22 protein-coding genes are annotated in these 24453 nt (G+C 68.2%); 11 read left to right on the forward strand and 11 right to left on the reverse strand.

Annotated features, from left to right (window positions below):
* Positions 1-14 precede the first annotated feature (14 nt).
* Positions 15-1073: a CDP-glycerol glycerophosphotransferase family protein gene (locus ACEPA4_RS17730; RefSeq protein WP_164092899.1), complete on the reverse strand. Its 1059-nt coding sequence runs from the start codon at positions 1071-1073 to the stop codon at positions 15-17.
* On the opposite strand from ACEPA4_RS17730, the gene ACEPA4_RS17735 reads away from it, so the two are divergent.
* Positions 1072-1878, forward strand: coding sequence for a glycosyltransferase family 2 protein (locus ACEPA4_RS17735; RefSeq protein WP_061478126.1), 807 nt, complete (start codon positions 1072-1074; stop codon positions 1876-1878). The genes ACEPA4_RS17730 and ACEPA4_RS17735 overlap by 2 nt on opposite strands.
* A 30-nt stretch (positions 1879-1908) precedes the next feature.
* Here ACEPA4_RS17735 and ACEPA4_RS17740 read toward each other — a convergent pair whose 3' ends face one another.
* The 5 genes from ACEPA4_RS17740 to def form a co-directional block, all read right to left on the reverse strand.
* Positions 1909-3165, reverse strand: a complete 1257-nt coding sequence (locus tag ACEPA4_RS17740; protein WP_164092883.1) for an O-antigen ligase — start codon at positions 3163-3165, stop codon at positions 1909-1911.
* Positions 3166-3317: 152 nt separating this feature from the next.
* A complete protein-coding gene (locus ACEPA4_RS17745; protein ID WP_065178796.1) occupies positions 3318-5027 on the reverse strand; it encodes a glycosyltransferase family 39 protein in 1710 nt (569 codons plus the stop codon).
* Between the two features lie 22 nt (positions 5028-5049).
* Positions 5050-6381: a 16S rRNA (cytosine(967)-C(5))-methyltransferase RsmB gene (gene rsmB, locus ACEPA4_RS17750; protein WP_065196856.1), complete on the reverse strand. Its 1332-nt coding sequence runs from the start codon at positions 6379-6381 to the stop codon at positions 5050-5052.
* Positions 6382-6384: 3 nt separating this feature from the next.
* Positions 6385-7308 carry a methionyl-tRNA formyltransferase gene (fmt, locus tag ACEPA4_RS17755; protein ID WP_053496981.1) on the reverse strand — a complete coding sequence of 308 codons (924 nt, stop codon included), beginning with the start codon at positions 7306-7308 and terminating at the stop codon, positions 6385-6387.
* 120 nt (positions 7309-7428) lie between these two features.
* Positions 7429-7941, reverse strand: a complete 513-nt coding sequence (def, locus tag ACEPA4_RS17760; RefSeq protein ID WP_005419619.1) for a peptide deformylase — start codon at positions 7939-7941, stop codon at positions 7429-7431.
* 126 nt (positions 7942-8067) lie between these two features.
* Between def and ACEPA4_RS17765 the strand changes: the two genes are divergently transcribed.
* From ACEPA4_RS17765 to ACEPA4_RS17805, 9 genes are all read left to right on the forward strand, one after another.
* Positions 8068-9198, forward strand: coding sequence for a LysM peptidoglycan-binding domain-containing protein (locus ACEPA4_RS17765; RefSeq protein WP_005419620.1), 1131 nt, complete (start codon positions 8068-8070; stop codon positions 9196-9198).
* Between the two features lie 110 nt (positions 9199-9308).
* The gene (gene dprA, locus ACEPA4_RS17770) at positions 9309-10436 is read left to right on the forward strand and encodes a DNA-processing protein DprA (protein ID WP_262089924.1); all 1128 of its coding nucleotides are present in this window, start codon (positions 9309-9311) and stop codon (positions 10434-10436) included.
* A 43-nt stretch (positions 10437-10479) separates the two neighbouring features.
* Positions 10480-10953 (forward strand): DUF494 family protein, encoded by a 474-nt coding sequence (locus tag ACEPA4_RS17775; RefSeq protein ID WP_005419622.1) that lies wholly within the window; start codon positions 10480-10482, stop codon positions 10951-10953.
* A gap of 39 nt (positions 10954-10992) precedes the next feature.
* Positions 10993-11751 (forward strand): pilin, encoded by a 759-nt coding sequence (locus ACEPA4_RS17780; RefSeq protein WP_005419623.1) that lies wholly within the window; start codon positions 10993-10995, stop codon positions 11749-11751.
* Positions 11752-11800: 49 nt separating this feature from the next.
* Positions 11801-12730, forward strand: a complete 930-nt coding sequence (locus ACEPA4_RS17785) for an RDD family protein (RefSeq protein WP_065178799.1) — start codon at positions 11801-11803, stop codon at positions 12728-12730.
* A gap of 193 nt (positions 12731-12923) precedes the next feature.
* Positions 12924-15407, forward strand: coding sequence for a DNA topoisomerase I (locus ACEPA4_RS17790; protein ID WP_005419627.1), 2484 nt, complete (start codon positions 12924-12926; stop codon positions 15405-15407).
* 131 nt (positions 15408-15538) lie between these two features.
* Positions 15539-16129 (forward strand): Sua5/YciO/YrdC/YwlC family protein, encoded by a 591-nt coding sequence (locus tag ACEPA4_RS17795; protein WP_081275815.1) that lies wholly within the window; start codon positions 15539-15541, stop codon positions 16127-16129.
* Positions 16130-16172: 43 nt separating this feature from the next.
* Complete coding sequence (locus ACEPA4_RS17800; RefSeq protein WP_065186322.1) at positions 16173-16862, forward strand: hypothetical protein; 690 nt, start codon at positions 16173-16175, stop codon at positions 16860-16862.
* 34 nt (positions 16863-16896) lie between these two features.
* Positions 16897-17607 (forward strand): hypothetical protein, encoded by a 711-nt coding sequence (locus tag ACEPA4_RS17805; RefSeq protein ID WP_065196880.1) that lies wholly within the window; start codon positions 16897-16899, stop codon positions 17605-17607.
* A gap of 93 nt (positions 17608-17700) precedes the next feature.
* Here the strand turns inward: ACEPA4_RS17805 and ACEPA4_RS17810 are convergent, their stop codons facing one another.
* Complete coding sequence (locus tag ACEPA4_RS17810) at positions 17701-18477, reverse strand: SDR family oxidoreductase (RefSeq protein WP_005419635.1); 777 nt, start codon at positions 18475-18477, stop codon at positions 17701-17703.
* A gap of 112 nt (positions 18478-18589) precedes the next feature.
* Here ACEPA4_RS17810 and ACEPA4_RS17815 point away from each other — a divergent pair, with 112 nt between their 5' ends.
* Entirely contained in the window at positions 18590-18802 is a 213-nt protein-coding gene (locus ACEPA4_RS17815) for a hypothetical protein (protein WP_065178801.1), read from the forward strand.
* Between the two features lie 98 nt (positions 18803-18900).
* Here the strand turns inward: ACEPA4_RS17815 and sppA are convergent, their stop codons facing one another.
* The 4 genes from sppA to ACEPA4_RS17835 form a co-directional block, all read right to left on the reverse strand.
* Complete coding sequence (sppA, locus tag ACEPA4_RS17820) at positions 18901-20823, reverse strand: signal peptide peptidase SppA (RefSeq protein WP_171956146.1); 1923 nt, start codon at positions 20821-20823, stop codon at positions 18901-18903.
* 115 nt (positions 20824-20938) lie between these two features.
* Positions 20939-22303 (reverse strand): MATE family efflux transporter, encoded by a 1365-nt coding sequence (locus tag ACEPA4_RS17825; protein ID WP_005419642.1) that lies wholly within the window; start codon positions 22301-22303, stop codon positions 20939-20941.
* A gap of 206 nt (positions 22304-22509) precedes the next feature.
* Positions 22510-23091, reverse strand: coding sequence for a DUF3106 domain-containing protein (locus ACEPA4_RS17830; RefSeq protein ID WP_032954564.1), 582 nt, complete (start codon positions 23089-23091; stop codon positions 22510-22512).
* Entirely contained in the window at positions 23084-24088 is a 1005-nt protein-coding gene (locus tag ACEPA4_RS17835; protein WP_139727789.1) for a hypothetical protein, read from the reverse strand. The genes ACEPA4_RS17830 and ACEPA4_RS17835 overlap by 8 nt, the downstream gene beginning before the upstream one ends.
* Positions 24089-24453: the final 365 nt, after the last annotated feature.

Here is a 24453-nt window from a genome sequence, read left to right on the forward strand (position 1 = left end):
AGCCCACGCTCGGCTTACCGCTGCGACGGCCCCCAATACCCCAGGTCCTTGCGGATCTGCAGGTCGCGCACCCAGCTCCCGAACGGCTTGCGCCGCAGCACGCCCATCTCGCCGGACAGGAAATCCTCGGTAGCCGCAATCACGCGCTCGCTGGACAGGCCATCGCGGTACGGATGGATGGCATCGGCGTAGCGCACGATCTCCGCCTGCAGCGCGGCGTCGGGATGCAGCGCGCGCTGCAGCATCGCCGGCAGCTGCACCGGGTCGTCGAAGTCGATCATGTGCGGCTTGGGCACCCGGTTGCGGAAGGTCACCACCGGCTTGTGCTGGACGATGAACTCCGAAACGATCGAGGACGTATCGGACACCAGCACATCGGCGGCGCGCTGTGCAGCCATCACCTGCTCCGGCTCGACGAAGCGCGCATTGGCACCGGCCAGCGCGCGGTAGCGTTCGAACAATTCCGGTGGGCACTTCGGGTGCAGGGTCAGCAGCCAGTAGCGCTTGCCCTCGGCGATGTCGGCAGCAATCTGCGCATGCAGGTGCGGGGCTGCGCTCAGGCGTTCGGTGAAGGTCGAACCGAACAGGATCACCGGGCGTCCTCCAGCGGCGGCGCGCAGCGCGGCGCTCTCGCCACCATCGTCGCGGAACAGCGGATCCAGCTTCGGCCAGCCGGTCTCGGCCACCGCGAAGTGGCCCTGCAGGGCCGCGATCTCGCGGAACGGCCCGGTGGTGGCCGGCCCCTGCGTGCAGTACAGGTCGAACATGCCGCGCACCCGGAAGTGGCCGCGCGCACTGTCCCGCTTCTCCACGTTGAAGCCATGGAACAGCTGCACCTTGGCTCCCGAAAGGAAGGTCGGCACCCAGTTGGCGGCGCTGAACACCGCCCGCGGCCGCATTGCCAGCGCCTGCTTGAGGCCGATGTTGGGCACTCCCGGCAGCTGGCTGCCGACCGCGCCGCCCTCGAACCAGGCTGCCACCTCCTGCCCGGAGGCGTGCAAGGCCTGCGCCAACGGGGCGAGAATAGGCAGCGCATAGCGCTCCGTCGCAAACAACAGGTACCCGGCCATCATGTCCTCCACGACCGCTCCCATCGAACGGCCTCGCATCTCGGCCTGCATTATCGCGTTCAACGAGGCCGGCCGCATCGGCGACTGCCTGGCCTCGCTGGCCTTCTGCGATGAGATCGTCGTCGTGGACTCCTACTCCACCGATGCCACCGTGGCCATCGCCGAGGCCGCAGGCGCCCGCGTGCTGCAGCGCCCGTTCGACGGCTTCCGCAGCCAGAAGGCGTACTGCGTCGAGCAGGCCGGCCACGACTGGGTGCTGTGCCTGGACGCCGATGAGCGGATCAGCCCGGAACTGCGTGAGGCCATCGAACAGGCCCGCGACGGTGGCTTCGCTGGCCATGCCGGCTATCGCTTCGCACGCCTGTCGGAGTACTTCGGCAAGTTCCTGCGCCATGGCAATGCCTACCCGGACCGGGTGATGCGCCTGTTCGACCGCCGCCGTGGCGGCTGGCGCGGCAAGCGCGAGATCCACGAGGCCGCCAGCGTCGATGGCAGTGTCGGTACCCTGCGCGGCGACCTGGTCCACTACCCCTACCGCTCCTTGCAGCAGCAGCTGGCCAAGACCGAGAAGTACGCGCGGATGATGGCCGAGCACGAGTTCGCGCGCGGCAAGCGGGCCACGCTGGGCAAGCTGGTGCTGGCACCGGCCTGGCGGTTCTGGCGCGGCTTCGTGTTCCGTGGCGGCTTCCGCGACGGCTGGCATGGCCTGGTCTACGCTTATGTGCGCGCCAACTACGTGCGCCAGAAGACCATCATGCTGTGGATGCTGGGCAACGGCCAGGCCGTGGCCGACCCGCCGAACCCCTGATCGCCGGGCCCTGCCCGGCGCACCGATGCGTCACGCCCCGGTGACTGCCCGGTGGCGCGCGCCTTCGACGATCGACAGGCCGGTCAGCAGGCCGACCAGGGTCACATAGAAACTGGCCGTCATCTGGTGCGCGAACATCGACTGGGTCAGGCCGCACAGCGCATAGGTGATCACCAGCATGATGCCGGCTGCGGCCGGCCCCCGGAAGGTCGTCCGTCCGCTGCGGCGATGAAGCCGCACGAACAACCCTAGCGGGATGCCATACACCGCCAGCAACAGCAGCAGGCCCGGTACGCCCTGGGTCGCTGCCCATTCGGCAACATCGTTGTGTGCATGCCCCAGGTGGCAACGCAACTCTTCCGGATTCTCACGGCAGACCGGCACGCGCAGCATCGCGCTGTCGAAATGACCGATGCCCACCCCCACCAGCGGATGGTCGAGGAAGGTCTCCCAGGCCACCTGCAGGCGTTCCACGCGGGCACCGGCGGAAGAATCACTGTCGCCCTGCTCCATCCGCTGCACGTCGCTGTGCAGCTCGCTCAGGCGCACCTGGTGACGCAGCTCCGGCACCGACAGCAACAGGGTCGCGCCGATCGCCAGCATGCCGGCCAGCACCGACAGGCGCGCCGCACCGGTGCGCCAGCGCAGGCTCAGTGCCAGCACCACCAGAAGCGCCAGCAGGGCGGCGAACACGCCGCGGCTGCCGGTCAGCACGATGGTGCCGCAGCCGGCGGCCGTGCCGAGGATCACCAGCGACCAGCGCCGCGACGGGCGACAGAACACCAGCAGCACCATCAACACCATCACGATGTCGGCCAGCACGATGGCGTTGGTGAACAACTCTGCGCGCGGGGCGCCACCCAGCACCTGCCACAGCGACATCGCGAAGGTGGCGAGCAGGCCGGTCAATGATCCGTACCAGAGCCACCGCAGGTTGGGACGCAGCGCGCAGACCCAGAGCGCGATCCACGGGATCACCACGAATCGCGAGCGGTTGTCGACGTCACGCAGGCCCTGCTCGAACAACACCACCGACAGTACGCCGAGCGCCAGCACCGCCAGCATCAGCCAGGCCAGCACTTTCACCGGCTGACCGGCCATGCCGCGCGCGCGCCACAGCAGCTCCGGCGCCAGCAGCGTGCTGAGCAGCAGCAGCAGGCCATACGGCAGCAGGTTGATCGGCACGGTCAGCACCAGTGCCGGCAGGCAGAACAGGCCCAGCTGGGCCAGCGCATGCGCGGCCCCATGGCGCCCACCGGCGGGAACGCCCAGCGGGTCGTCGGCCATGGGGTTCAGGTTGTCCGGTGAAGCTGGCACGTCGGGAAGTATCGCTGCAATCTGCGGGAAGAACGGGAAGGACCAACGGAGGCCGTCCCAGCCTGCTGTTTTACTGCCTTTGGGCCCGCTTGGGCAGACTGGACAAGCCGGAATCGTGGTGGCTAGTCATGTTCCTGCAAACGCCGTTCACGTTCGCGCTCCTCTGCAGTGACCACGCAGGGCACCTTCACCGCTGCTGCCGGCACCAGCCACCAGCGCCGCCGGTTGGCCACGCCGGCCAGTTCAGAACGGTTGCGGTCGACGCACGACAGCATCGCGTATTCGTGCACCAGCAACCAGCGGCGTCCGGGCGCCAGCCGCTGCCAGCGCGTGGCCGCAATCAGCTGCTCGTCCCAGTCCGTCTCGAAACCGAAGGTCGCTGCGGGGCGGTCGGCCAACAGCAGATGCTGCTCCTTCCAGGCCACCAGCCCCAATTCGGCATCCGGTCCCAGACGGTCACCAACCGTGCGCATCAGGCCGCGGGCGGAACTGGAATCGTTCAGCAGCGGATAGCCGACCAGGCTGTACAGCACCCAGACCATCGCCAGGGTCGATACCAGCGCCAGATGCCGGCGACGGCCGCAGGCCAGCAGGCTCACTCCGCCCCACACGCCCATCGCCAGGATCGTCCAGGCCAGTGCGTCGACGGCGCCGGGCGCCAGCCCGCGGCTGTGGGTCAGGCGCAGCTCGAAGGCCGGCTCGCCCAGCACCGCCATCGCACCGGCCAGGGCCAGGCCCAGTGACAGCAGGCCGGTGAACACCCCCACCACGGCCTGCACATCGCGCCGCCTCAGCAATCCAGGCAACAGCGGCGCCAGCACCAGGCAGAACATCGGCAGTGCCGGCAGGATGTACACATCGCGCTTGCCGGCGGGAATCGAGAAGAACAGCACCACCATCAGCCACCAGGCCAGCGGCAGCAGGTAGCGCGGGTCGCGGCGGCGCAACCGGCGGCGCCACGCCGGAATCGCCCAGGGCAGGGCCAGGAACGCCGGGATCCACATCAGCGGCATCGTCGCCAGGAAGTACCAGGCGGGCTGGTGATGGTCCCAGGAATGGGCGTAGCGCCGCGCCGTCTGCTGGAACAGGATGTCGTCCATGTAGGCCAGGTACTCGTCCGAGCCGGTGGCAAAGCCGGCCAGCAGCATCGGCGCCAGCCACAACGACACCGCCAGCAGGAAGGCCAGCGGCGCCAGCCAGAAACGCGCGTCGCGCGCATGCAGTCCCACCCGTGGCCACTGCAACGCCGCGGCGATGGCCGCAGGCACGAGCATCAGCAGCGCCAGCATCCCCACGCCCTTGGTGATCACGCCGATGCCAGCAAAGAACCAGCCCAGCCACCACCAGCGCCAGCTTGGTCCCAGCAAAAGGTGGCGCAGCAGGCCGTAGTTGGCCAGGGTGATGAACAGCAGCAGCAGTGGGTCGATCTGCGCCTTCTTCGCCTGGAAGGTGAACTGCAGCGCGAACAGCAGCGCCCAGCCGGCGTACAGCCCTACCCGCCGCGTCCACAGGCGTCGCCCCAGGTCGACCACGCACCACAGCGTGCCCAGGGCCGCCAGCAGCGACGGCAGCAGGAAGGCCACGCGCCACTGCCCGACCAGGCTGTACAGCGTGGCCTGCCACCACATCAGCATCGGCGGCTTGTCCGAGTACAGCTCGGTGCCGCGATGCGGGAACAGCCACTGCCCGCTGTCGAACATCTGCTTGGCCACCAGCGCGAAGCGCGGTTCGTCCGACGGCCACGGATCACGAAGGCCCAGCCCGGCCCCCAGCACCAGCAGGGCCATCACCACGAACAACCACGTCTCGCGCGACGCGCGGGATTTCAGCATGGGACTCGGAACGTCAGCGGGGTCAGGCTGTTTTTAGCAGACGCGCGTAAAAGAAACCGTCAGCATCGTTGTCACCCGGCAGGCGCTGGCGCGCAATCCCCTCGCAATCGAGGCCGAATGTGTCATCCAGAGGCTGTGCCGCTGCGTCCGGATGCCACTTCAGGAAGGCTCGCACCTGATCGACGTTCTCGGCGCGCAGGATCGAACAGGTGGCGTACAGCAGCACGCCTCCCGGGCGCAGCATCGACCAGCAGGCCTCCAGCAGGCGGGCCTGCACGCCGACCAGCGCATCGATGTCCTCGGCGCGGCGGTGGAACATCACGTCCGGCTGGCGGCGGATCACGCCGGTGGCCGAGCACGGGGCATCCAGCAGGATGGCGTCGAACGGCGTGCCATCCCACCAGGCCCCGGGATCGCTGGCATCGGCCACCCGGGTCTGCGCGCCCTCACCCACACCGGTGCGGGTATAGGTATCGCGGGCGCGCGCGAGTCGACGCGCATCGATATCGAGCGCCAGCAGGCGCAGACTGGGGTCACGTTCCAGCAGGTGCGCCGACTTGCCACCGGGTGCCGCACAGGCGTCCAGCACGCGGGCGCCGGTCGCGGGCGCCAGCGCGTCGGCTGCGCATTGCGCCGACAGGTCCTGTACCGACAGTGCACCGTCGGCAAAACCCGGCAGCTGGTTCACCGCAACGGGGGCCGCCAGGCGCAGTGCATCGGCGCAGAGCGCGCTGGGTTCGGCGGCAATGCCCGCCTCGGCCAGTGCCGCCAGTGCCTTGTCACGGCCGCCGTGCTGGCGGTTGGCACGCAGCCACAACGGTGCCGGTTGCAGGCTGGCGCTGAAGATCGCGTCGGCCTGTGCCGGCCAATCGCGTTCCACCGCATCGGCCAGCCATTCCGGGAAGGCATCGCGCGCCGGCTGCTCCGGGAAACCTTCGCGCTGCGCGCGGCGCAGGATCGCATTGACCAGGCCGGCCTGGCGCTCACGGCCCAGCGCACGCGCGGCATCGACCGTGGCCGACAGCGCCGCATGCGCCGGCAGTTCCAGAACGTCCAGCTGGGCGAAGCCCACCATCAACAGGGTGCGCAGATCGGCGTCGCGCGCCGACAGCGGCTTCTGCATCCACGACTGCAAGGCAGCGTCATAGGTACTGCGGCGACGCAGCACCGCAAAGCACAGCGCTTCCAGCAAGGCACGATCGCGGCTGTCGGCCAGCTTCGGCAGCGCCCAGGCCAGTTCGGCCTTCAATGAACGGCCACGGGTGAACACCTGTGCCAGCACACGTGCGGCCAGCATGCGGGTGGCCGCGCCCGGCGCCGCCTTGGCCACGGAGAAATCGTTCTGCTTCGACACCGCTTATGCTCCCACGCGCAGATCACGGCGGGCGTTGAGGTAGTCGGCGGCGGTGATCGCCTTGCCGCCTTCGCGCTGCAGCGTACGCAAGCGCAGTGCGCCCTGGCCGCAGGCGATGTCGATGCCATCGCGGCTGGCCGCCAGCACCGTGCCCGGCGCTTGGCCGTGGGCCTCCTCCAGCGCCACCGCGCCATGGATGCGCACGCGTTCGCCAGCCAGCGTCGCTTCGGCGATCGGCCACGGATTGAAGGCACGCACGGTACGCGCCAGCACATCGGCGCCCTGCGCCCAGTCCAGACGGGCTTCGGCCTTGTCCAGCTTGTGCGCATAGGTCACGCCCTGCTCCGGCTGCGGCCGCGCGATCGGCTTGATGCCGGCCCGCAGCAGGCCCAGGCCGTCGGACAGGACCTGTGCACCCAGCTCGGCCAGCTTGTCATGCAGCTGGCCACCGGTATCGGTGGCAGCGATCGGCAGTTCCTGGTGCAGCAGCACCGGGCCGGTATCCAGGCCCGCTTCCATCTGCATCAGGCACACACCGGTCTTTGCGTCACCGGCCTGGATCGCGCGCTGGATCGGCGCCGCCCCGCGCCAGCGTGGCAGCAGCGAGGCATGCACGTTCCAGCAGCCGTGGGTCGGGATCGCCAGTACCGCCTTGGGCAGGATCAGGCCGTAGGCCACCACCACCATCAGGTCCGGCTGCAGGTCGCGCAGCTGCTGCTGTGCAGCCTCGTCCTTCAGTGATTCAGGCTGGTAGACCGGAATGCCACGGGCCACGGCCTCGAGCTTGACCGGCGACGGTGCCAGGCCACGGCCACGGCCGGCCGGCCGGTCAGGCTGGGTATAGACGGCCACGACCTCGTGGTGGCGCGCCGCGGCGCGCAGCGACGACACCGCGAATTCCGGCGTACCGGCAAAGACAATCCTCATGGCTACCCCACTTGCAGGATGGATTCGTGCAGGAAACAAAACGGCGCCGTCGGCCGGCGCCGTGCAGCCCGCGCGCGTCGCGCAGGCACGGGCCACCCGAAGGGCGGCCCGGATGGGCGATCACGCCACGTGCTTGCGCTGCTTGGCCAGCTTCTTGCGGACCATCTCGCGCTTGAGCGGCGACAGGTAGTCGATGAACAGCTTGCCGTCCAGGTGGTCCATCTCGTGCTGGATGCAGGTGGCCAGTACTTCACCCGCCTCCAGCTGCTGTTCCTGGCCGTTGCGGTCCAGGTACTTCACGGTGATGGTGTCGGCGCGGGTGACGTCGGCGAAGATGCCCGGGACCGACAGGCAGCCCTCCTGGTACACCCGGCCCCCGTCCCTGGCGACGATTTCCGGGTTGATGAACACATGCGGTTCATTCTTTTCTTCACTGACATCGATGACCATGAAGCGCTTGTGCACGTCCACCTGGGTGGCCGCCAGGCCGATGCCCGGGGCGTCGTACATGGTCTGGAACATGTTGTCGATCAGTTCCTGGAAGGCCGGCGTGGTGACTTCGGCGGCGTCGATCAACGCAGCCTTGGTACGCAGGCGCGGATCGGGGAACTCGAGAATGGGGAGAAGGGCCATGGCTGTTTCCGGATAGGGGGCCGGCACGCCGGCATACGTCGCAGATTCTAGCTCCAACGCTTGCCTTGCGCCCCGGTTTCTGGACTATAGTGCGTGGACCTGTTGGGGAATCAGGGCTTCACACCTATGTTGCTTCGTTTTCGTACGGTCGTCGCCGCGGCGATGCTGACCGTGGCTGCCTATGCTACCGCCGTGGAAGTGAATGGCGGGCACCCGGACACCTATGTGGTCCGAAAAGGGGATACGTTGTGGGATATCGCCGCACGTTTCCTGCAGAAGCCTTGGCTGTGGCCGGAGATCTGGCAAGCCAATCCGCAGATCGCCAACCCGCACCTGATCTATCCAGGTGACGTGCTGAGCCTTGCCTACCTGGACCGGGTGACCGTGTCCCAGGCCGGCCCGCGCCAGGAGGCCCCGATCGACGCCATTCCGCTGGCCCAGGTCGAGCCGTTCCTGAAGCAGCTGAGCGTTGTCGACAGCATCAAGCAGCTGCCCTACGTGGTCGGCCTGGAGGACAGCCGCCTGCGCGTGTCCGGCGGTGACACCGTCTACGTGCGCCTGGCCGATGCCCAGGTGGGCCAGCGCTGGGCCGTGGTACGCCCGACCGTACGGTACGCCCAGCCCAAGCCGACCGAAGACCTGACCGCCAATGGCGACGTGACCCCGGGCAGCGGCAACCTGTGGAAGGCCTACAACGCGCCCAACGCCCGCCGTGGCGTGCTCGGCTACGAGCTGGCCCAGGTCGCTACCGGCACCATCACCCAGATTGCCGGCGGCAAGGTCGAGGCCTCCACGCTGGTGCTGGACAAGAACGACGGCGGCCGCGAAGTGCGCGCCGGTGACCGCCTGGTGCCGGTCGAAGCCAAGCCGTACGACCTGCAGTTCATCCCTCATGTACCCGCTGCCGGTGTCGAGGGTGTGGACGTGCGCGTGCTGGCCGTCACCGACATGTTCAATGCCGGTGGCCCGCGCGACGTGATCGCGATCTCGGCCGGCCGTGCCCAGGGCGTGGACAACGGCACCGTGTTCTCGCTGTGGCGCCCGGGCCGCCATGTGGCGCACCGCATGAAGTACCCGAACTCCTCGCGCATGGACGACTCGCTCAGCACCGGCGCGGGCCGGGTCTCGCTGCCGGATGAGTATGCCGCACACGCGATGGTGTTCCGTACCTTCGACAACGTCAGCTACGCGCTGGTGATGCAGGGCGTGAAGCCGGTGCAGGTCGGTTACAACGCGCTGCACCCGGACGCGAAGTAACCGTTGCCGGGCGTGCCGGCCGCTGCCCGGCAGGCGTCTGCGGGAAAACCTGACGATCACGTGCGAAGGCGCCCTAGGGCGCCTTTGTTGTGTGCGGCCGATAGTGGGGGATGACCACGCATGCATATGAGGCGCTGCTGCGCCTGTTGATGGCGGGAGGCGCACTGGCGCCACGACGGGCCCTGCTGCAGGCCGCGGGCGGTGCGCAAGCCGCCATCGCGCAAGGCCCGGCGAACTGGCGCGCGCACGGCTGCACGCCGGAGCAATGCGCCGCGCTGGAACGTCCCGACGCCCGGGCGCGTGCAGCCGCCCTGCGCTGGCTGGAACAGGACAACCATCACCTGCTGCCCTGCACCGATCCGGCCTTTCCACCCTCGTTGCTGGAGGTGCCCAACCCGCCGCTGGCGCTGTTCGTCGCCGGCGACCCCAGCCTGGCCTGGCGCCCGTCGGTGGCGCTGGTCGGCAGCCGTTCCCCCACCCCGGGCGGGCGCGCACTGGCCGCGCGTTTTGCCGGCTGTTTCGTCGAAGCGGGCCTGGCGGTGACCAGCGGCCTGGCCGCAGGCATCGATGCGGCTGCGCACCAGGCCACGCTCGAGGCCGGTGGCTGCACCGTGGCGGTGATCGGCACGGGCCCTGACCGCGCCTATCCGGACAGCCACGCCCAGCTGCAGGCGCGCATCGCCGCCGAGGGCGTGGTGCTCAGCGAGTACCTGCCGGGTACGGCGGCCCGCCCAGGTCACTTCCCCGCGCGCAACCGGCTGGTGGCCGGGCTGGCGCTGGCCACCGTGGTGGTCGAGGCCGCGCAGCGTTCGGGCGCGCTGATCACCGCGCGCCTGGCCGCCGAGGCAGGCCGCGAGGTCTGTGCCCTGCCCGGGTCGGTGCTCAACCCGCGCGCGGCGGGCTGCCACCGCCTGATCCGCGAGGGCGCGGCGCTGGTCGAGCGTCCCGAGGAGGTTCTGGAACTGCTCGCCCCCGCCCTTCGCCAGCAGCTGCCGGGCTTGCAATCGCGACTGGCCACCCCCACTGAACAGGCACTGCCGGCCCTCCTGCCGGCGCGCTGGGCCGACGACCCTGACTACCAGTGCTTGTGGCGAGCCCTGGACCACAACCCAAGCGGTATGGATTCACTGATCACGCGCTGTGGATTGACGGCGCCCCAGGTGTCCTCCATGCTGCTGGCCATGGAACTGGCGGGAATCGTGGTGTGCGTACACGGCCGCTACTGTCGAACTCCCTAGTTTCTTCACCTCCACAGCGTCGCGCGACGCAGGCCGAGGGGCAATGAAAGAGAGCATCCTGGATGTACTGCTGTACCTGTTTGAACACTATTTCAGCGAAGATGCGGACCTGATCCGTGACCGCGATTCGCTGCAGAACGGCCTGATCCAGGCCGGTTTCAGCCCCACCGAGATCAACAAGGCGTTCGACTGGCTCGATGCCCTGGCCGCGCAGCGGCCGAGCGTGGCCCAGGCGCGGGTCGATGGCCCCGTGCGCATCTACCATGGTCCCGAGCTGGACAAGCTGGATGTGGAATGCCGCGGCTTCCTGCTGTACCTGGAACAGCACGGCATCCTCGACGCCGACCAGCGCGAGCTGGTGCTGGACCGGGCGATGGCCCTGGACCAGGACGAACTGGACCTGGACGACCTGAAATGGGTCGTGCTGATGGTGCTGTTCAACCAGCCCGGCTCCGAAGCGGCCTATGCCTGGATGGAGACGCAGATGTTCATGGACGAGCCAGAACCCCTTCACTGACCGTACACTTGGGGGCATAGCGCATTCAGGAGCGTCCCCGTGAGCGAGTGGTTCCATGCAGAAGGCAACCGGCAGCAAGGCCCGCTGCCGGCGGAACAGTTGGTCGAGTTGTTCCGAAACAACCAGATCTCCCTGGACACCCTGGTCTGGCGCGACGGCCTGCCGCAATGGCAGCCCTTGCGCACCGTTGTCGACGAGCTGGGCCTGATCGTGCCGGCGCTGGACGTTGCTGCGCCGGCCCAGCAACCCGAGCCGGAACCGGAACCGGTGGCCCCGCCTCCGCCGCAGCCGCCTGTACTGCCGCCGTCCACGCCCTATGCCACCCAGGCGGCGGCTGGGGTCCTGCCGCCGCCGAAGAAGAAGCTCTCCGGTTGCGCCCTGACCGCGATCATCGGCGGCGGCCTGCTGCTGGTACTGGTACCGATCATGGCCATCCTCGCGGCGATCGCCCTGCCCGCATACAAGGACTACACCGTGCGTGCCAGGATCGCGACCGCGGTCAATGCCCTGCAGCCGCTGAAACAGCAGGTGCAGCACTTCGCCGACGATGAAGGCCGCTGCCCCGGCGCCAACGATGCCGGTTTCCCGGCCCCGGGGGACTTCAGCCAGGCCGGCCTGTCGGCGGTGAACATCGGCCGCTTCAACAACGGCCACTGTGGCATCGAAGCAACGCTGGCCGTGCCCGGCAAGAGCCTCGATGGCGACCTGCTGTGGCTGGAATATGATCGCGACAGCGGCCGCTGGGAATGCAGCGGTGAAAGCGACGACAAGTACCTGCCGCCGTCGTGCCGCGGCTGAGCCACGCGCACGGCAGCACCTCCAAGGACGATCCAACAGGGAACATGCAATGACTGAGTGGTACTACGCCGTAGGACAGCAACGCCAGGGCCCGCTGTCGGTCCAGGAGATCCGCCAGCGCTTCCAGCGCGGCGAACTGAACCTGGACACCCTGGTCTGGCGCGAAGGCATGGCCCAGTGGGCTGCACTGCGCCAGGTGGTCGATGAACTGGGCCTGCAGACGCTGGCCGACGCCAGCACCGCCACTGCCAGTGGCGGCTTCGACCTGCGCAGCGACTACGCCGCCATCGACAACGGCACTGCGCCGCTGCCTGGCACGGGCGCGCTCAGCAGCTCACCCTACAACGCACCGGCCGCCGCCGCTGCCGGTGGCGCGCGGCCGGTGATCGGCGGCGAGGTGGTCTACGCCGGCTTCTGGAAGCGCGTCGCGGCCTACATGATCGACTACTTCGTGCTGGCCGTGCCGGGCGGCATCATCGGCGCCATCATCGGCGTGGTGCTTGGCGCCAGCATGGGCGCGGTGGGCAGTGGCGAGACCTCCATCGAAATCGTCGCGCAGCTGGCCAGCGCGCTGATCAACATGGTCATCGGCGTGGCCTACTACACCTGGTTCCATTCCTCCCAGGGCGGCGCCACGCTGGGCAAGATGGCGGTCGGCATCAAGGTCGTGCGCAGCAATGGTGACCGCCTGACCCGTGGCCGCGCCTTCGGTCGCTACTGGGCCATGCTGCTGAGCAGCTTCACCCTGGGGATCGGCTTCCTGATGGCCGCCTTCACCGAGCGCAAGCAGGGCCTGCACGACATGATCTGCGACACCCTGGTGGTCGACCGCTGGGCCTACACCGACCAGCCGCAGCTGCAGCGCCATGAGCTGGGTACGGTCACCATCGTGATCCTGGTACTGACCGGCCTGCTGACGGTGGCGGGCCTGGTGCTGCTGGTGGCTGCGGTCGGCTTCATCGCCAAGATGGCCTCATGAACGGCCATCCTCACGTCTGGCTGCTTGACAGGGGCTGGCCGGGCGTGATTCCTCTAATAAGGTGAAACCTGAACGCCCGGCACACTACCGGGCGTTCAGCGTATTGATTTGTCCGTGGCCGCTTCACTAATGCGGCCGTTTGCTCCACCCTAGCGGCCCCTTCCCTGCGGCTCGCCCCACAGACACTGCTGCCATGCCCAAGCACCTGCTCATCGTCGAATCGCCGGCCAAGGCCAAGACGATCAACAAATACCTCGGCAAGGACTACACCGTCCTGGCCTCGTATGGGCATGTGCGTGACCTGATTCCGAAGGAAGGCGCGGTCGACCCGGACAACGGGTTCGCCATGCACTACGACGTGATCGACAAGAACGAAAAGCATGTCGATGCGATCGCCAAGGCCGCCAAGGGCGCCGACGACATCCTGCTGGCAACCGACCCGGATCGCGAGGGTGAAGCGATCAGCTGGCATATCGCCGAGATCCTGAAGGAACGCGGGCTGGTCAAGGACAAGCCGATGCAGCGCGTGGTGTTCACCGAGATCACCCCGCGCGCCATCAAGGAAGCGATCAGCCAGCCGCGTGCGATCGCCAGCGACCTCGTCGACGCCCAGCAGGCCCGCCGCGCACTTGACTACCTGGTCGGCTTCAACCTGTCGCCGGTGCTGTGGCGCAAGGTGCAGCGCGGCCTGTCTGCCGGCCGCGTGCAGAGCCCGGCGCTGCGCATGATCGTCGAGCGCGAGGAAGAGATCGAAGCCTTCATCGCCCGCGAGTACTGGTCGATCGCTGCCGAGTGCGCGCACCCGTCCCAGCACTTCAATGCCAAGCTGGTCAAGCTGGACGGGCAGAAGTTCGAGCAGTTCACCGTCACCGATGGCGACACCGCTGAAGCGGCGCGCATGCGCATCCAGCAGGCCGCGCAGGGTTCGCTGCACGTCACCGACGTGGCCAGCAAGGAGCGCAAGCGCCGCCCGGCGCCGCCGTTCACCACCTCCACCCTGCAGCAGGAAGCCTCGCGCAAGCTCGGCTTCACCACCCGCAAGACCATGCAGGTGGCGCAGAAGCTGTATGAAGGCGTGGCCATCGGCGACGAAGGCACCGTCGGCCTGATTTCGTACATGCGTACGGACTCGGTGAACCTGTCGCAGGACGCGCTGGCGGAAATCCGCGACGTGATCGCCCGCGACTACGGCATCGCCTCGCTGCCGGACCAGCCCAACACCTACCAGACCAAGTCGAAGAACGCCCAGGAAGCGCACGAAGCCGTACGCCCGACCTCGGCCCTGCGCACCCCGTCGCAGGTCGCCCGGTTCCTTACCGACGACGAGCGGCGCCTGTACGAGCTGATCTGGAAGCGTGCGGTGGCCTGCCAGATGATCCCGGCCACGCTCAACACCGTCAGCGTCGACCTGTCGGCCGGCAGCGAACACGTGTTCCGCGCCAGCGGCACCACCGTGGTCGTGCCCGGCTTCCTGGCCGTGTACGAGGAAGGCAAGGACAACAAGAGCGCCGAGGACGAAGATGAGGGCCGCAAGCTGCCCGCGATGAAGCCGGGCGACCGCATCCCGCTGGAACGCATCCTGGCCGAACAGCATTTCACCCAGCCACCGCCGCGCTACACCGAAGCGGCGCTGGTGAAGGCGCTGGAAGAGTACGGCATCGGCCGTCCCTCGACCTACGCTTCGATCATCCAGACCCTGCTGTTCCGCAAGTATGTGGAAATGGAAGGCCGTAGCTTCCGCCCGTCCGACGTGGGCCGCGCGGTGTCCAAGTTCCTGTCCAGCCACTTCACCCAGTACGTGGATTACGACTTCACCGCCAGGCTTGAGGACGAGCTCGATGCCGTCTCGCGCGGTGAGGAAGAATGGATCCCGCTGATGGCCCGTTTCTGGGAGCCGTTCAAGGAACTGGTCGAAGACAAGAAGGAATCGGTCGACCGCGCCGAGGCCAGTGGCGCGCGCGAGCTCGGCACCGACCCCAAGACCGGCAAGCCGGTCAGCGTGCGGCTGGGTCGTTTCGGGCCGTATGCCGCCATCGGCAGCACCGCCGAGGACGCCGAGGAAAAGCCGAAGTTCGCCTCGTTGCGCCCCGGCCAGTCGATGCACACCATCTCGTTGGAAGACGCGCTGGAACTGTTCCTGATGCCGCGCGCGCTGGGCGAGGACAATGGTGAGCCGGTCAGCGTCGGCATCGGCCGCTTCGGCCCGTTCGCCAAGCGCGGCAGCACCTACGCCTCACTGAAGAAGGAAGACGACCCGTACACCATCGACCTGGCCCGCGCCGTATTCCTGATCGAAGAGAAGGAAGAGATCGCGCGCAACCGGATCATCAAGGAGTTCGAGGGCAGCGACATCCAGGTGCTGAACGGCCGCTTCGGCCCGTACATCAGCGATGGCAGGATGAACGGCAAGATCCCCAAGGATCGCGAGCCGTCATCGCTGACCCTGGCTGAAGTGCAGCAGCTGATGGAAGAAACCGGCAAGCCGGTGCGCAAGGGCTTCGGCGCCAAGAAGGCCGCTGCGAAGAAGGCACCGGCCAAGAAGGCTGCGGTGAAGAAGGAAGCAGCGCCGAAGAAGGCCGCGGCCAAGAAAGCGCCGGCCAAGAAGGCTGTGAAGAAAGCTGCCGCAAAGAAGGCACCGGCGAAGAAGGCCGTCAAGAAGACCGCTGCAAAGAAGTAGATCCACGCCATGCGCGGATGAGGGGTAGTGCCGGTCGCTGGCCGGCAACACCTGGAAGCCTCGGATGCCGGCCAGCGGCCGGCACTACCGAGCGGGCGCGTTCCACCCCTTCTGCACGCAGCGGGGGGATAATGGAGGCCCACGCCGGGCCGGTCGCCGTCATGAAAGAACTCACCCTGAACTCTGCTGTCGCCACGCTCCGCGCCGGTGGCGTGATCGCCTATCCGACCGAAGCGGTCTGGGGCCTGGGCTGCGATCCGTCACATGAAGCCGCGGTGCACGCGGTGCTGCGGCTGAAACAGCGCCCGATCGAGAAGGGCATGATCCTGGTCGCCGCCGAACTGTCGCAGCTGGAGGGCTGGGTCCGCCTGCAGGCGCTGCCCGACGCCCGCCAGCGTGCGGTTCTGGCCAGCTGGCCGGGCGCCAACACCTGGATCCTGCCGGCCGGTCCGCGCGCCCAACCGTGGGTCACCGGTGAACACAGCGGCATCGCCGTACGCATCAGCGCCCACCCACTGGTCGCCGCCCTGTGCCGCGCCTGGGGCGGGCCGCTGGTCTCCACCAGCGCCAACCTGGCAGGTGAACCGCCGGCACGCAGTCGCGCCGAGCTGGATCCGCGCCTGCTGCGCCTGCTCGATGGCCTGCTCGATGGCGAGACCGGTGGCCTGGCCCAACCGACCCCGATCCGCGACGCGCTCAGCGGCAACGTGCTGCGCTCCTGAGCGGACGATTGCACTGCCACGCACAATCACGCACCCTGCCGCCATGAACCTGCTGCGCACCGCCTTGGGCCTGTGCCTGCTGCTGCCATGGACCGCACCGGCCGCAGAGGACGTGCGCGTCTATCGCTGCGTCGCCAGCAATGGCGCCGTGGCCCTGCAGGACAGGCCCTGCAGCAGCGGCCGGCAGGAAGTGCGCGACCTGCAGCGCCCGCGCGACCCGACGCCACGGGTGGTGCGCAGCGATGCGACGCCCGCGCCTCCCGACGAGGTTCCGGTGATGCGCGATCGCGAAGTCCGCCACGTCTACATCCAGCCGCCACAGCCGTTGTACGAATGCGTGAGCGACGACGGTCGCCGCTATACCAGCGACAACAACGAGGGCAATCCGCGCTGGGTACCGTTGTGGACCAGCGTCTGGCTTCCGCACGGGCACCACGGCCCGGTCCATCCCGGCCCACGCCCGGCCTTCGGCACGCCGGTCGGCCCCCCCATCGGTGAAGGAACCGGCTACCGGCCGCCCGCGGTGGGTGTCGGTGTGCAGGTTCCGGCCGGCAGCGTGCTGGTCCGCGACAGCTGCCATGCGCTGCCGCCGCAGGAAGTCTGCGCGCGCCTGCGCGACCGCCGCTGGGAACTGGACCGCCGCTACAACAGTGCGCTGCAGAGCGAGCGTACTGCCATCAGCAACGAACAGCGTGGCATCGACGCACGCCTGTCGCGGGACTGCGACCGCTGAGCGCAGCACCTGCCGTGGCATGTACGCTGTGCGCATGAAGAACCTGATCTGGCTGGCCCTGGGCCTGTTCGCCGGCAACGCAGTGGCCGACGACGGGGTGATCTACCGCTGCACCTCCAGCAACAGCGATGTGCCCACCCTGCAACGTACGCCCTGCCCTGCCGGCAGCAAGCAGCAGGTGGTGCGGATTCCGGCCGCTGCCAGTGCGTCGCCCACGCCGACCCCTGTGCCGTCGCCACCCGAACCGGCGGCGGCGGGTATGCCGCCGGCTTCCGCGCCCAGCCCCCGCCGCCCCGGCGAAGGACGCACGATCATGGAAGCCGGCATGGTCGAACGCGAAGGCGGCGATCTGATACTCGACAGTGCATCGCTGCCACGCCAGGCTGATGCCGCGCCGGACAGCAATGCGCCGCCGAAGCCGCCGCTGCCGCCCATCTTCCAGTGCACCGACAGCCAGGGCGGTGGCTACCTGCACGAATACGAAGCTGCCCCCGGCCGCTGCGAACTGATGACCGTGCAGGGCCTGGGCGGCGCCACACCGGTCAATGCTGCAGGCTGCGAAGTGGTGCGCGACCGCTGCGAGGAACTGCCGGAAGCGCAGCGCTGCAGCAGCTGGCAGCAACGCTTCCGCGACGCACGTGGCCGCGAGCGGTTCGCCTCGCCGGAGAACCGCGACAAGGCCCGCGGGGAACGCGAACGGTTGCAGGGCGTGCTGGAGGCCAGCAACTGCCCGGTACCGGGGTGACTGCCATGCGGTAGTGCCGGCCGCCGGCCGGCAACTGCAATCACCTGAAGATCCCGTGGTTGCCGGCCAGCGGCCGGCACTACCACCGCATGATCAGAACCCGTAGCGCAGGAAACCGCCATCCACTGCGATGCATTCGCCGGTGACATAGCTGGCCGCCGGCAGGCACAGGAAGCCCACGGCTGCGGCCACTTCCTCCGGTTCACCGATGCGGCGCATCGGCGTGCGGTTGACCACTTCCTCGTAGTAGTCCGGGTCCGACAATGGACCGGACGTGCGCCGCGTGCGGATGTACCAGGGCGCCACCGCGTTGACCCGGATGCCATCCTCCGCCCACTCGACGGCCAGGTTGCGCGTCATCTGGTGCATCGCGGCCTTGGTCATGCCATAGACCACGCCACTGCGCACGTGGGTCAGGCCGGACACGCTGCCGACGTTGACGATGGACGACGACGCATGCCGCGCCAACAGCGGATGCGCGTAGCGCGACAGCTCGAAGGCCGAGAACAGGTTGGTCTCGAAGATCTTGCGCCATTCGTCCTCGGAATACTCCGTGGCCGCCTTGGTGACGTTGCCACCGGCGTTGTTGACCAGGATGTGCAGGCCATCGCTGTGGTCTTCCACCCAGTCCAGGATCTGCCGGCGGTCCTCGTCATCGGAGACATCGGCAGCCAGCGCGTGCACCTGGTGCTGCGGATACACGTCCAGCAGTTCGTCGCGCGCCGTCTCCAGCATATCGATGTCACGGCCCACGATCATCAGGTCGGCACCGAGGCCGGCCAGTTCGTGCGCGATGGCCAGGCCGATGCCGGCGCTGGCGCCCGTAATCAGGGCAGTCTGGCCGTCCAGGCGCCACCGTTGCTGGGTCATGTGTCCTCCGGGGCCGCGCCCGCTGTGTTTCGATGCCGCAAGGATACGCGCTCACGGCGGCGCTCGGCCGGGGATGCGACACTTGCCCATACGCCCACCGCGGAGAGCCGCCATGCGCATCCTGATCCTGTCCACGTCGCTGCTGGCCAGCCTGCTGCTGGCGGCCTGCCAGCGTCCGCCCACGCCGAACCCGGAGAAGCCACCGGTGCCACGAGCGATGTCGCGTGCGATCAACGAGCCGCTGGACCGCGCCAAGGACGTGCAGAAAACCGTCGATGAGGCTGCCGCGCGTGAGCGCAAGGCCGAGGCCGACGCGGCGCAATGACCGGTGGGGTCAGAGCCCTTTGCGAAGCCAAGGGATCCGCCCCCATGAACGAAAACGCCCGGCCTGAGCCGGGCGTTTTCATTCGATAGCGTTGCCGGTCAGAACCCGCAGAAGCAGTACGCCAGCGCCTTCACCGGTGCGCCGTTGCCCTTTTCGCGGGCCGCGTTCTCGACGAAGCGCAGCTGCGTGTCCACTTCCGGCATCGTGCGTGCCAGCATCATCCGCGCCATGCCCGAATCGGACAGCATCCAGGCACCGGCACGACTGCCGGCGAAACCGCTGACGAACTGCGCGAACGGCGTGGCTGCCTTCTCGATGTAGCGCACGCGATAGGCATCGGACTTGCCCAGCTTGGCGCGGCTGGCCGCATCGGCCACCGCATCCCTCAGGCCACCGAAGGCATCGACCAGGCCGCGTTCCTTGGCCTGTGCACCGCTCCACACGCGGCCGCGGGCCACCTCGTCCACGGCCTCGACCGGCTTCTTGCGCGCGTCGGCGACGCGACCTGTGAAGTCGGCGTAGCCTTTGTTGATCACCGACTGGATGACCTGTCCCACGGCCGGATCCATCGGGCGGGTGACATCGAATGCACCCGCAAAACGGGTGGTGCCGACACCGTCAGTGTGCACGCCGATCTTGTCCAGCGCGCGGCTGAAGTTCGGTACCATGCCGAAGATGCCGATCGAACCAGTGATGGTCGACGGATCGGCGTAGATGCGATCGGCATTCATGCTGATCCAGTAGCCACCGGAGGCAGCCAGGTCGCCCATCGACACCACCACCGGCTTGCCAGCGGCCTGCAGCGCCACCACTTCACGGCGGATCTGCTCGGAGGCGAACACCTCACCGCCCGGCGAATCGACGCGCAGCACCACGGCCTTCACGTTGTCGTCGTCGCGCGCGGCGCGCAACAGCGCTGAGGTCGACTCGCCGCCGATGCGGCCGGCCGGCAGGTCGCCACCGCTGATCTCGCCGGCAGCCACCACCACGGCCACCTGCGGACGCGAGTCCACCGGGTTGCGGCGGGCGTCGAGCAGGGCCAGGTAACGGCCGAAGTCGACGTTGCGGAAACCACCGTCGGCGTCTTCGTCGGCCACGCCGCGCTCGATCATCAGATCCTCGAATTCCTCGCGGGTCTTCAGCGCGGTCACCAGCTTCTGCTGCAGCGCGAACTTGGCCAGGTCGCCACCGGCGGCGGCAATGCCTTCCGGCAGCGTGTCGATGCCGGCAGCCAGCTGTGCCGGATCCAGGCGGCGCGCCTTGGCGATGTCGCCCAGGTAGCGCTGCCACACATCGTTCATCCAGAACAGGTCGGCTTCCTTGGAGGCCGGCGACGCGGCGTCAAGCACGTACGGTTCGGCCGCGGACTTGTACTCGCCCACCTTGAACAGGTGCACGTCCACGCCCAGCTTGTCCTGCAGGCCGGTGCGGAAGTACTGGCGGTAGCGGCCGAGGCCTTCGAGCACGACCGAACCCATCGGGTCCAGGTAGACCTCGTCGGCCTGTGCAGCCAGCAGGTACTGCGACTGGCCCATGCTCTCGCTGTAGGCCACCAGCTGCTTGCCGGAAGCGCGCAGGTCCTGCAGCGCGGCGGCGACTTCACGCAGCGAGGCGAAGCCCGACGGCTGCAGCTTGTCCAGCTCCAGCACCACGCGCTCGATCTTCTTGTCTTCCTTGGCCGACTCGATCACCCGCAGCAGGTCGCGCAGCTGGATCTCTTCGGCACCGTTGTCACCCACGGCCTTGGCCAGTGCGCGGCTGACCGGATCGGCACTGAACTGCTCGACCAGGCGGCCTTCCGGCGCGATCACGAGCGTCGTGCGGTCCTGCAGCGACTTGCTGGCACCGGCACCCATGCCGGCGGCGATGACGAACATCACCAGCAACAGGAACAGCAGGCCGAAGAACACCAGGTTGAGGATCAACCGGCGGGTGAAGTTCATGACGTCCCACAGCCCGATGAAGAAACTGGCGACGGGGTTGCGACGCGCCGGGGGCAGCGGGGGCACGGGTTGATTCATGGAACGCTCCGGATGGCTTCTTGCCGTGGTACCAGCATAGCCGGTGCCGCGTGATGCGGCATCGGACACAAGTCAGGGGATCGCCCGCCATGGGTCGGCATGGCGGGCAGGACGATCAGGACAGCGCGGACTGCCCGATGCGCTGGCTGCTGCGGCGCAGGCGCCAGCCCATCAGGATGGCAGCGGCGGTCAGGCCGACGATCAGGCCGATCCACATGCCCTGCGGGCCCATGCCCAGCCCCAGGCCAAGCCCGGCGCCGAGCGGCATGCCCAGGCCCCAGTACGCGAACATGGCGATGAACATCGGCACGCGGGTGTCCTTGAGGCCGCGTAGCGCACCCGCCGACAGCACCTGGATGCCGTCCGGGAACTGGAAGGTGGCCGCGTACAGCAGCAGGGTCGAGGCCAGGCCGGCCACTGCCAGGTCGTTGGTGTACACACCGACGATGGCATCGTGGCCGAACAGCAGCACCGCCGCTGACAACGTCTGCGTGCCCATGATGATCGCGTAACCGGCCCACGCCGCACGCCGTACGCCGAAGCCGTCACCACGGCCGACCGCATGGCCGACGCGCACGGTGGTGGCCTCGGCCACGCCCATCGGGATCATGAAGCACAGCTGCGCGACGTTGATCGCGATCTGGTGTGCCGCCGCTTCATTGGCACCCAGGCGGCCGATCAGCAAGGCGGTGACGATGAACAGGCCGCCTTCCATCAGCACGGTGATGCCGATCGGCAGGCCGGTGCGCAGCAGCTCCCAGATCGCCTTCCAGCGCGGTCCCTCGAAGTGGGAGAACAGCTGCAGATGGGCAAAGCGCTTGGTCCGCCACAGATACAGGGCGAATGCGGTCGCCTGCAGCCACATCATCACCGCCGAAGCGATGCCCAGGCCCTCGGCCCCCAACTCCGGGAAGCCGAGCTTGCCATTGGCCAGCACGTAGCCCATCGGCGCCAGCACCAGCAGGCCACCGAAGCCGAGCAGCATGGTCGGCAGCGTCCAGTGCATGCCCTCGCTGAGATAACGCATGCAGAAGTACAGGGTCAGCGCCGGGCCACCCCAGCGCACCGCATGCAGGAACGCAGTCGCCCCCGGCACGATGTCCGGCGCGATGCCGAAGGCCGGCAGCAGCGGCGGCACCACGGTGAGGAAGGTGAACATGATCAGCCCCAGCCCCAGCGCCAGCCACAGTGCCTGGCGGAACAGCGGGCCGATCTCGCGCTCGCGGCCGGCGCCGTGCAGCTGCGACACCGAAGCGGTGAGCGAGATCAGGGTGCCGATCGGAATCAGCATCGGCAGCCACAACAACGCCGTACCGATGGTGACTGCGGCAAGGGTCGCCGTAGCGTGGTGGCCGGCAATCACGTTGTCGACGAAGGAGATCAGACCGGTGGACACATGGCCCAGCACGAGCGGCAGGGCGAGCAGACCGGTGGCGCCGACTTCCTTGCTGAAGCGCGGCGTGGAGGTTGCAGTAGACATAAGGTGCTTGACGCGAACTGCGGTTGCGCGCGAAGGGCACAGGCACCGGGTTGCGGGCGCCCATCTTACGCGGGCGGCGCCTGCATTCCCATGACATGGCGTGAATGCTGGGTTTCAGCCGCCCCAAGCAAAAAGGGGACGGAGGGGATTAAGTCGCATTCGGCACTGACTGGCCTGATACGACTTAATCCCCTCCGTCCCCTTTTCTACTGGCCGGCCTGGCGCTTTAGCCAGCTGTCGCGCTCGGCGGCGGGCACGGCGAGGAAGGCGCTGCGTACCGTGTCGCGTTCCTGCGGCGGCGTGCGCTGCGCGACCAGGGCCAGCTGGGCCAGCTGCGCCGGGTTGAGCTGGCGCAGCACGGCCAGCGCGGTCTCGCGTTGCTCCGGTGGCACGAATCCGAACAGTCCGTGCAGCTTGGGGAATTCAAGGCCCAGCTGCGGGCCCAGCCGCCATCCGGCGCGGAACGCCTGATCCTGCGCCTGGAATTGCTGCCGCATGCGCTGCTGTTGATCGGCCGGCAGCGAATTGAAGCGCGCAGCCGCCTGACGGATTCGCTCGCGCTCTGCTTCCGGCAATGCGCGCCAGGCGGCGTAGTCGGCACGGCGCTGTCGCTGCTGCTGCGTATCCAGCTGAGCGAATTCGGCAGGTGCTGTTGCAGCGGCCGACGCCGGCGTGGCCGGCGAACTGCCCGGAACCGGTGGCGGCAACGGCACGCTCAACGGCTGCGGTGCGGCGGACAGCGACAGCGGCAGGGCCAGCAGCAGGCTGGCGAGCACGGACTTATTCATCGGCGGCAGCCGTTTCCAGCGTGGCACTGGCCGGCTCCGGCCGGCTCGGCTTGGCTTGCGATTCATCCACCGGCAGCGGGCCGCCCGCGGCAGTCCACGCGTACAGGTCGGCATCGGCGACCAGCGGGTAGTCGCGATCTGCCAGCATCGCTGCGTCATCATTGGCTTGCGCCTGGCCCGCGTCCGGTATGGCGTCCACCTTGCTCGGTGGCAGGGCTTCCACGGTCACCGGACCGGCTTCGCCCACCACGCCCTCCGGCAAGGGTGCATCGCTGCCGAACGAATGTCCCTGCAGGTGGCGCCACCCCAGCGCGGCGGCCAGCAGTACCGCCACCGTCACCAGCAGGATCAGCGGACCGCGCCAGCGCGGCCTGGCATTCGCGCGGCGGCGCTTGCCGTTGGCGGCCGCACGCTCGTCCCGCTGCGGTGCGCGCCAGCTGGAGGCCGGTGCTTCATTGTGGGTGGTGGGTGCGGCCGGCTGCTGCAGTTGCTGCAGGCGCGTGGCCGGCAGGTCACGGACACGCGCCTGTACCTGCTCGGCCAACTGGCGCCAGGCCACGGCATCGGGCCGGCCCTGGGCATCACGCGGGCAGGCATCGGCCAGCAGGTGCTGGTAACCGGCCTCGTCCTGGTCGAGCACGCGCATGGCGATGCCCTCGTCCAGGCTGCCGCCCACCCGCAGCAGCAGCGCCAGTCGTGGAAGTGGCGGCATCGCGCCCAACGCGGCCAACGACGGCGCCCACTGCCCGCCCGCCGGCTCGCGCAGCGCCTGGCGCTGGCCCAGCAGGGTCCAGAAGCGGGTCGGCCATTGCGCCATCGGCAGGTCGCTGGCGACCGCCGCAAACGCGCGCATCACTGCCACCAGGGTCTGCTCGGCACGGGCGGCATCGCCGCACTGCAGTTCAGCCACCACCAGGGCGCGGCGTTCGACGCCACGCAGGAACGCCGACAGCGCGCCGGCCGCGGTCGAGGAAACAGGGGCGGGCACAGCCGTCATCGGTCACTCCAAAGGTCTGCCGGCATGATAGCGGCAGCCCATCGGCACCCGTAGGACTTGCGCCCACAGGCACTTCGTGCTGCAGGTTGTGCACAGCACCACGCTCCCCGCGCGGGAAATTGCGGCATGCCGCTGAATTCACTCTGTTTCAGCAATGTTTCACACTCAAGTTGTTGATTTTGAACGCCTTTCAAGTGTGGCGATTTTTTGACCAACCCAAGGGTGAGCTCGTCGCCATCGGCCTCCTGCGTTCCCGTCGACCGGTAACGCACAACGTTATCCACAGAACATGTGGATAAGACTGAATCTCCAATGGACACCGATATTTAGGTGACATTTATGATTCAACGGTCGTCGCCCGTCTG

It is taken from the genome of Stenotrophomonas sp. P2112 (genome assembly GCF_041897515.1).
GTDB classification, from domain to species: Bacteria; Pseudomonadota; Gammaproteobacteria; order Xanthomonadales; family Xanthomonadaceae; genus Stenotrophomonas; species Stenotrophomonas sepilia.

Coding starts and splice junctions, on each gene's coding strand:
- fmt (WP_053496981.1), bottom strand. CDS start 7,308: ATGAGGATTGTCTTTGCCGGTACGCCGGAATTCGCGGTGTCGTCGCTG.
- ACEPA4_RS17830 (WP_032954564.1), bottom strand. CDS start 23,091: ATGAATAAGTCCGTGCTCGCCAGCCTGCTGCTGGCCCTGCCGCTGTCG.
- ACEPA4_RS17805 (WP_065196880.1), top strand. CDS start 16,897: ATGAAGAACCTGATCTGGCTGGCCCTGGGCCTGTTCGCCGGCAACGCA.
- ACEPA4_RS17810 (WP_005419635.1), bottom strand. CDS start 18,477: ATGACCCAGCAACGGTGGCGCCTGGACGGCCAGACTGCCCTGATTACG.
- ACEPA4_RS17745 (WP_065178796.1), bottom strand. CDS start 5,027: ATGCTGAAATCCCGCGCGTCGCGCGAGACGTGGTTGTTCGTGGTGATG.
- ACEPA4_RS17825 (WP_005419642.1), bottom strand. CDS start 22,303: ATGTCTACTGCAACCTCCACGCCGCGCTTCAGCAAGGAAGTCGGCGCC.
- dprA (WP_262089924.1), top strand. CDS start 9,309: ATGACCACGCATGCATATGAGGCGCTGCTGCGCCTGTTGATGGCGGGA.
- ACEPA4_RS17795 (WP_081275815.1), top strand. CDS start 15,539: ATGGAGGCCCACGCCGGGCCGGTCGCCGTCATGAAAGAACTCACCCTG.
- ACEPA4_RS17790 (WP_005419627.1), top strand. CDS start 12,924: ATGCCCAAGCACCTGCTCATCGTCGAATCGCCGGCCAAGGCCAAGACG.
- ACEPA4_RS17735 (WP_061478126.1), top strand. CDS start 1,072: ATGTCCTCCACGACCGCTCCCATCGAACGGCCTCGCATCTCGGCCTGC.
- ACEPA4_RS17785 (WP_065178799.1), top strand. CDS start 11,801: ATGACTGAGTGGTACTACGCCGTAGGACAGCAACGCCAGGGCCCGCTG.
- ACEPA4_RS17740 (WP_164092883.1), bottom strand. CDS start 3,165: ATGGCCGACGACCCGCTGGGCGTTCCCGCCGGTGGGCGCCATGGGGCC.
- ACEPA4_RS17765 (WP_005419620.1), top strand. CDS start 8,068: ATGTTGCTTCGTTTTCGTACGGTCGTCGCCGCGGCGATGCTGACCGTG.
- ACEPA4_RS17775 (WP_005419622.1), top strand. CDS start 10,480: ATGAAAGAGAGCATCCTGGATGTACTGCTGTACCTGTTTGAACACTAT.
- ACEPA4_RS17800 (WP_065186322.1), top strand. CDS start 16,173: ATGAACCTGCTGCGCACCGCCTTGGGCCTGTGCCTGCTGCTGCCATGG.
- ACEPA4_RS17730 (WP_164092899.1), bottom strand. CDS start 1,073: ATGATGGCCGGGTACCTGTTGTTTGCGACGGAGCGCTATGCGCTGCCT.
- def (WP_005419619.1), bottom strand. CDS start 7,941: ATGGCCCTTCTCCCCATTCTCGAGTTCCCCGATCCGCGCCTGCGTACC.
- sppA (WP_171956146.1), bottom strand. CDS start 20,823: ATGAATCAACCCGTGCCCCCGCTGCCCCCGGCGCGTCGCAACCCCGTC.
- ACEPA4_RS17815 (WP_065178801.1), top strand. CDS start 18,590: ATGCGCATCCTGATCCTGTCCACGTCGCTGCTGGCCAGCCTGCTGCTG.
- ACEPA4_RS17835 (WP_139727789.1), bottom strand. CDS start 24,088: ATGACGGCTGTGCCCGCCCCTGTTTCCTCGACCGCGGCCGGCGCGCTG.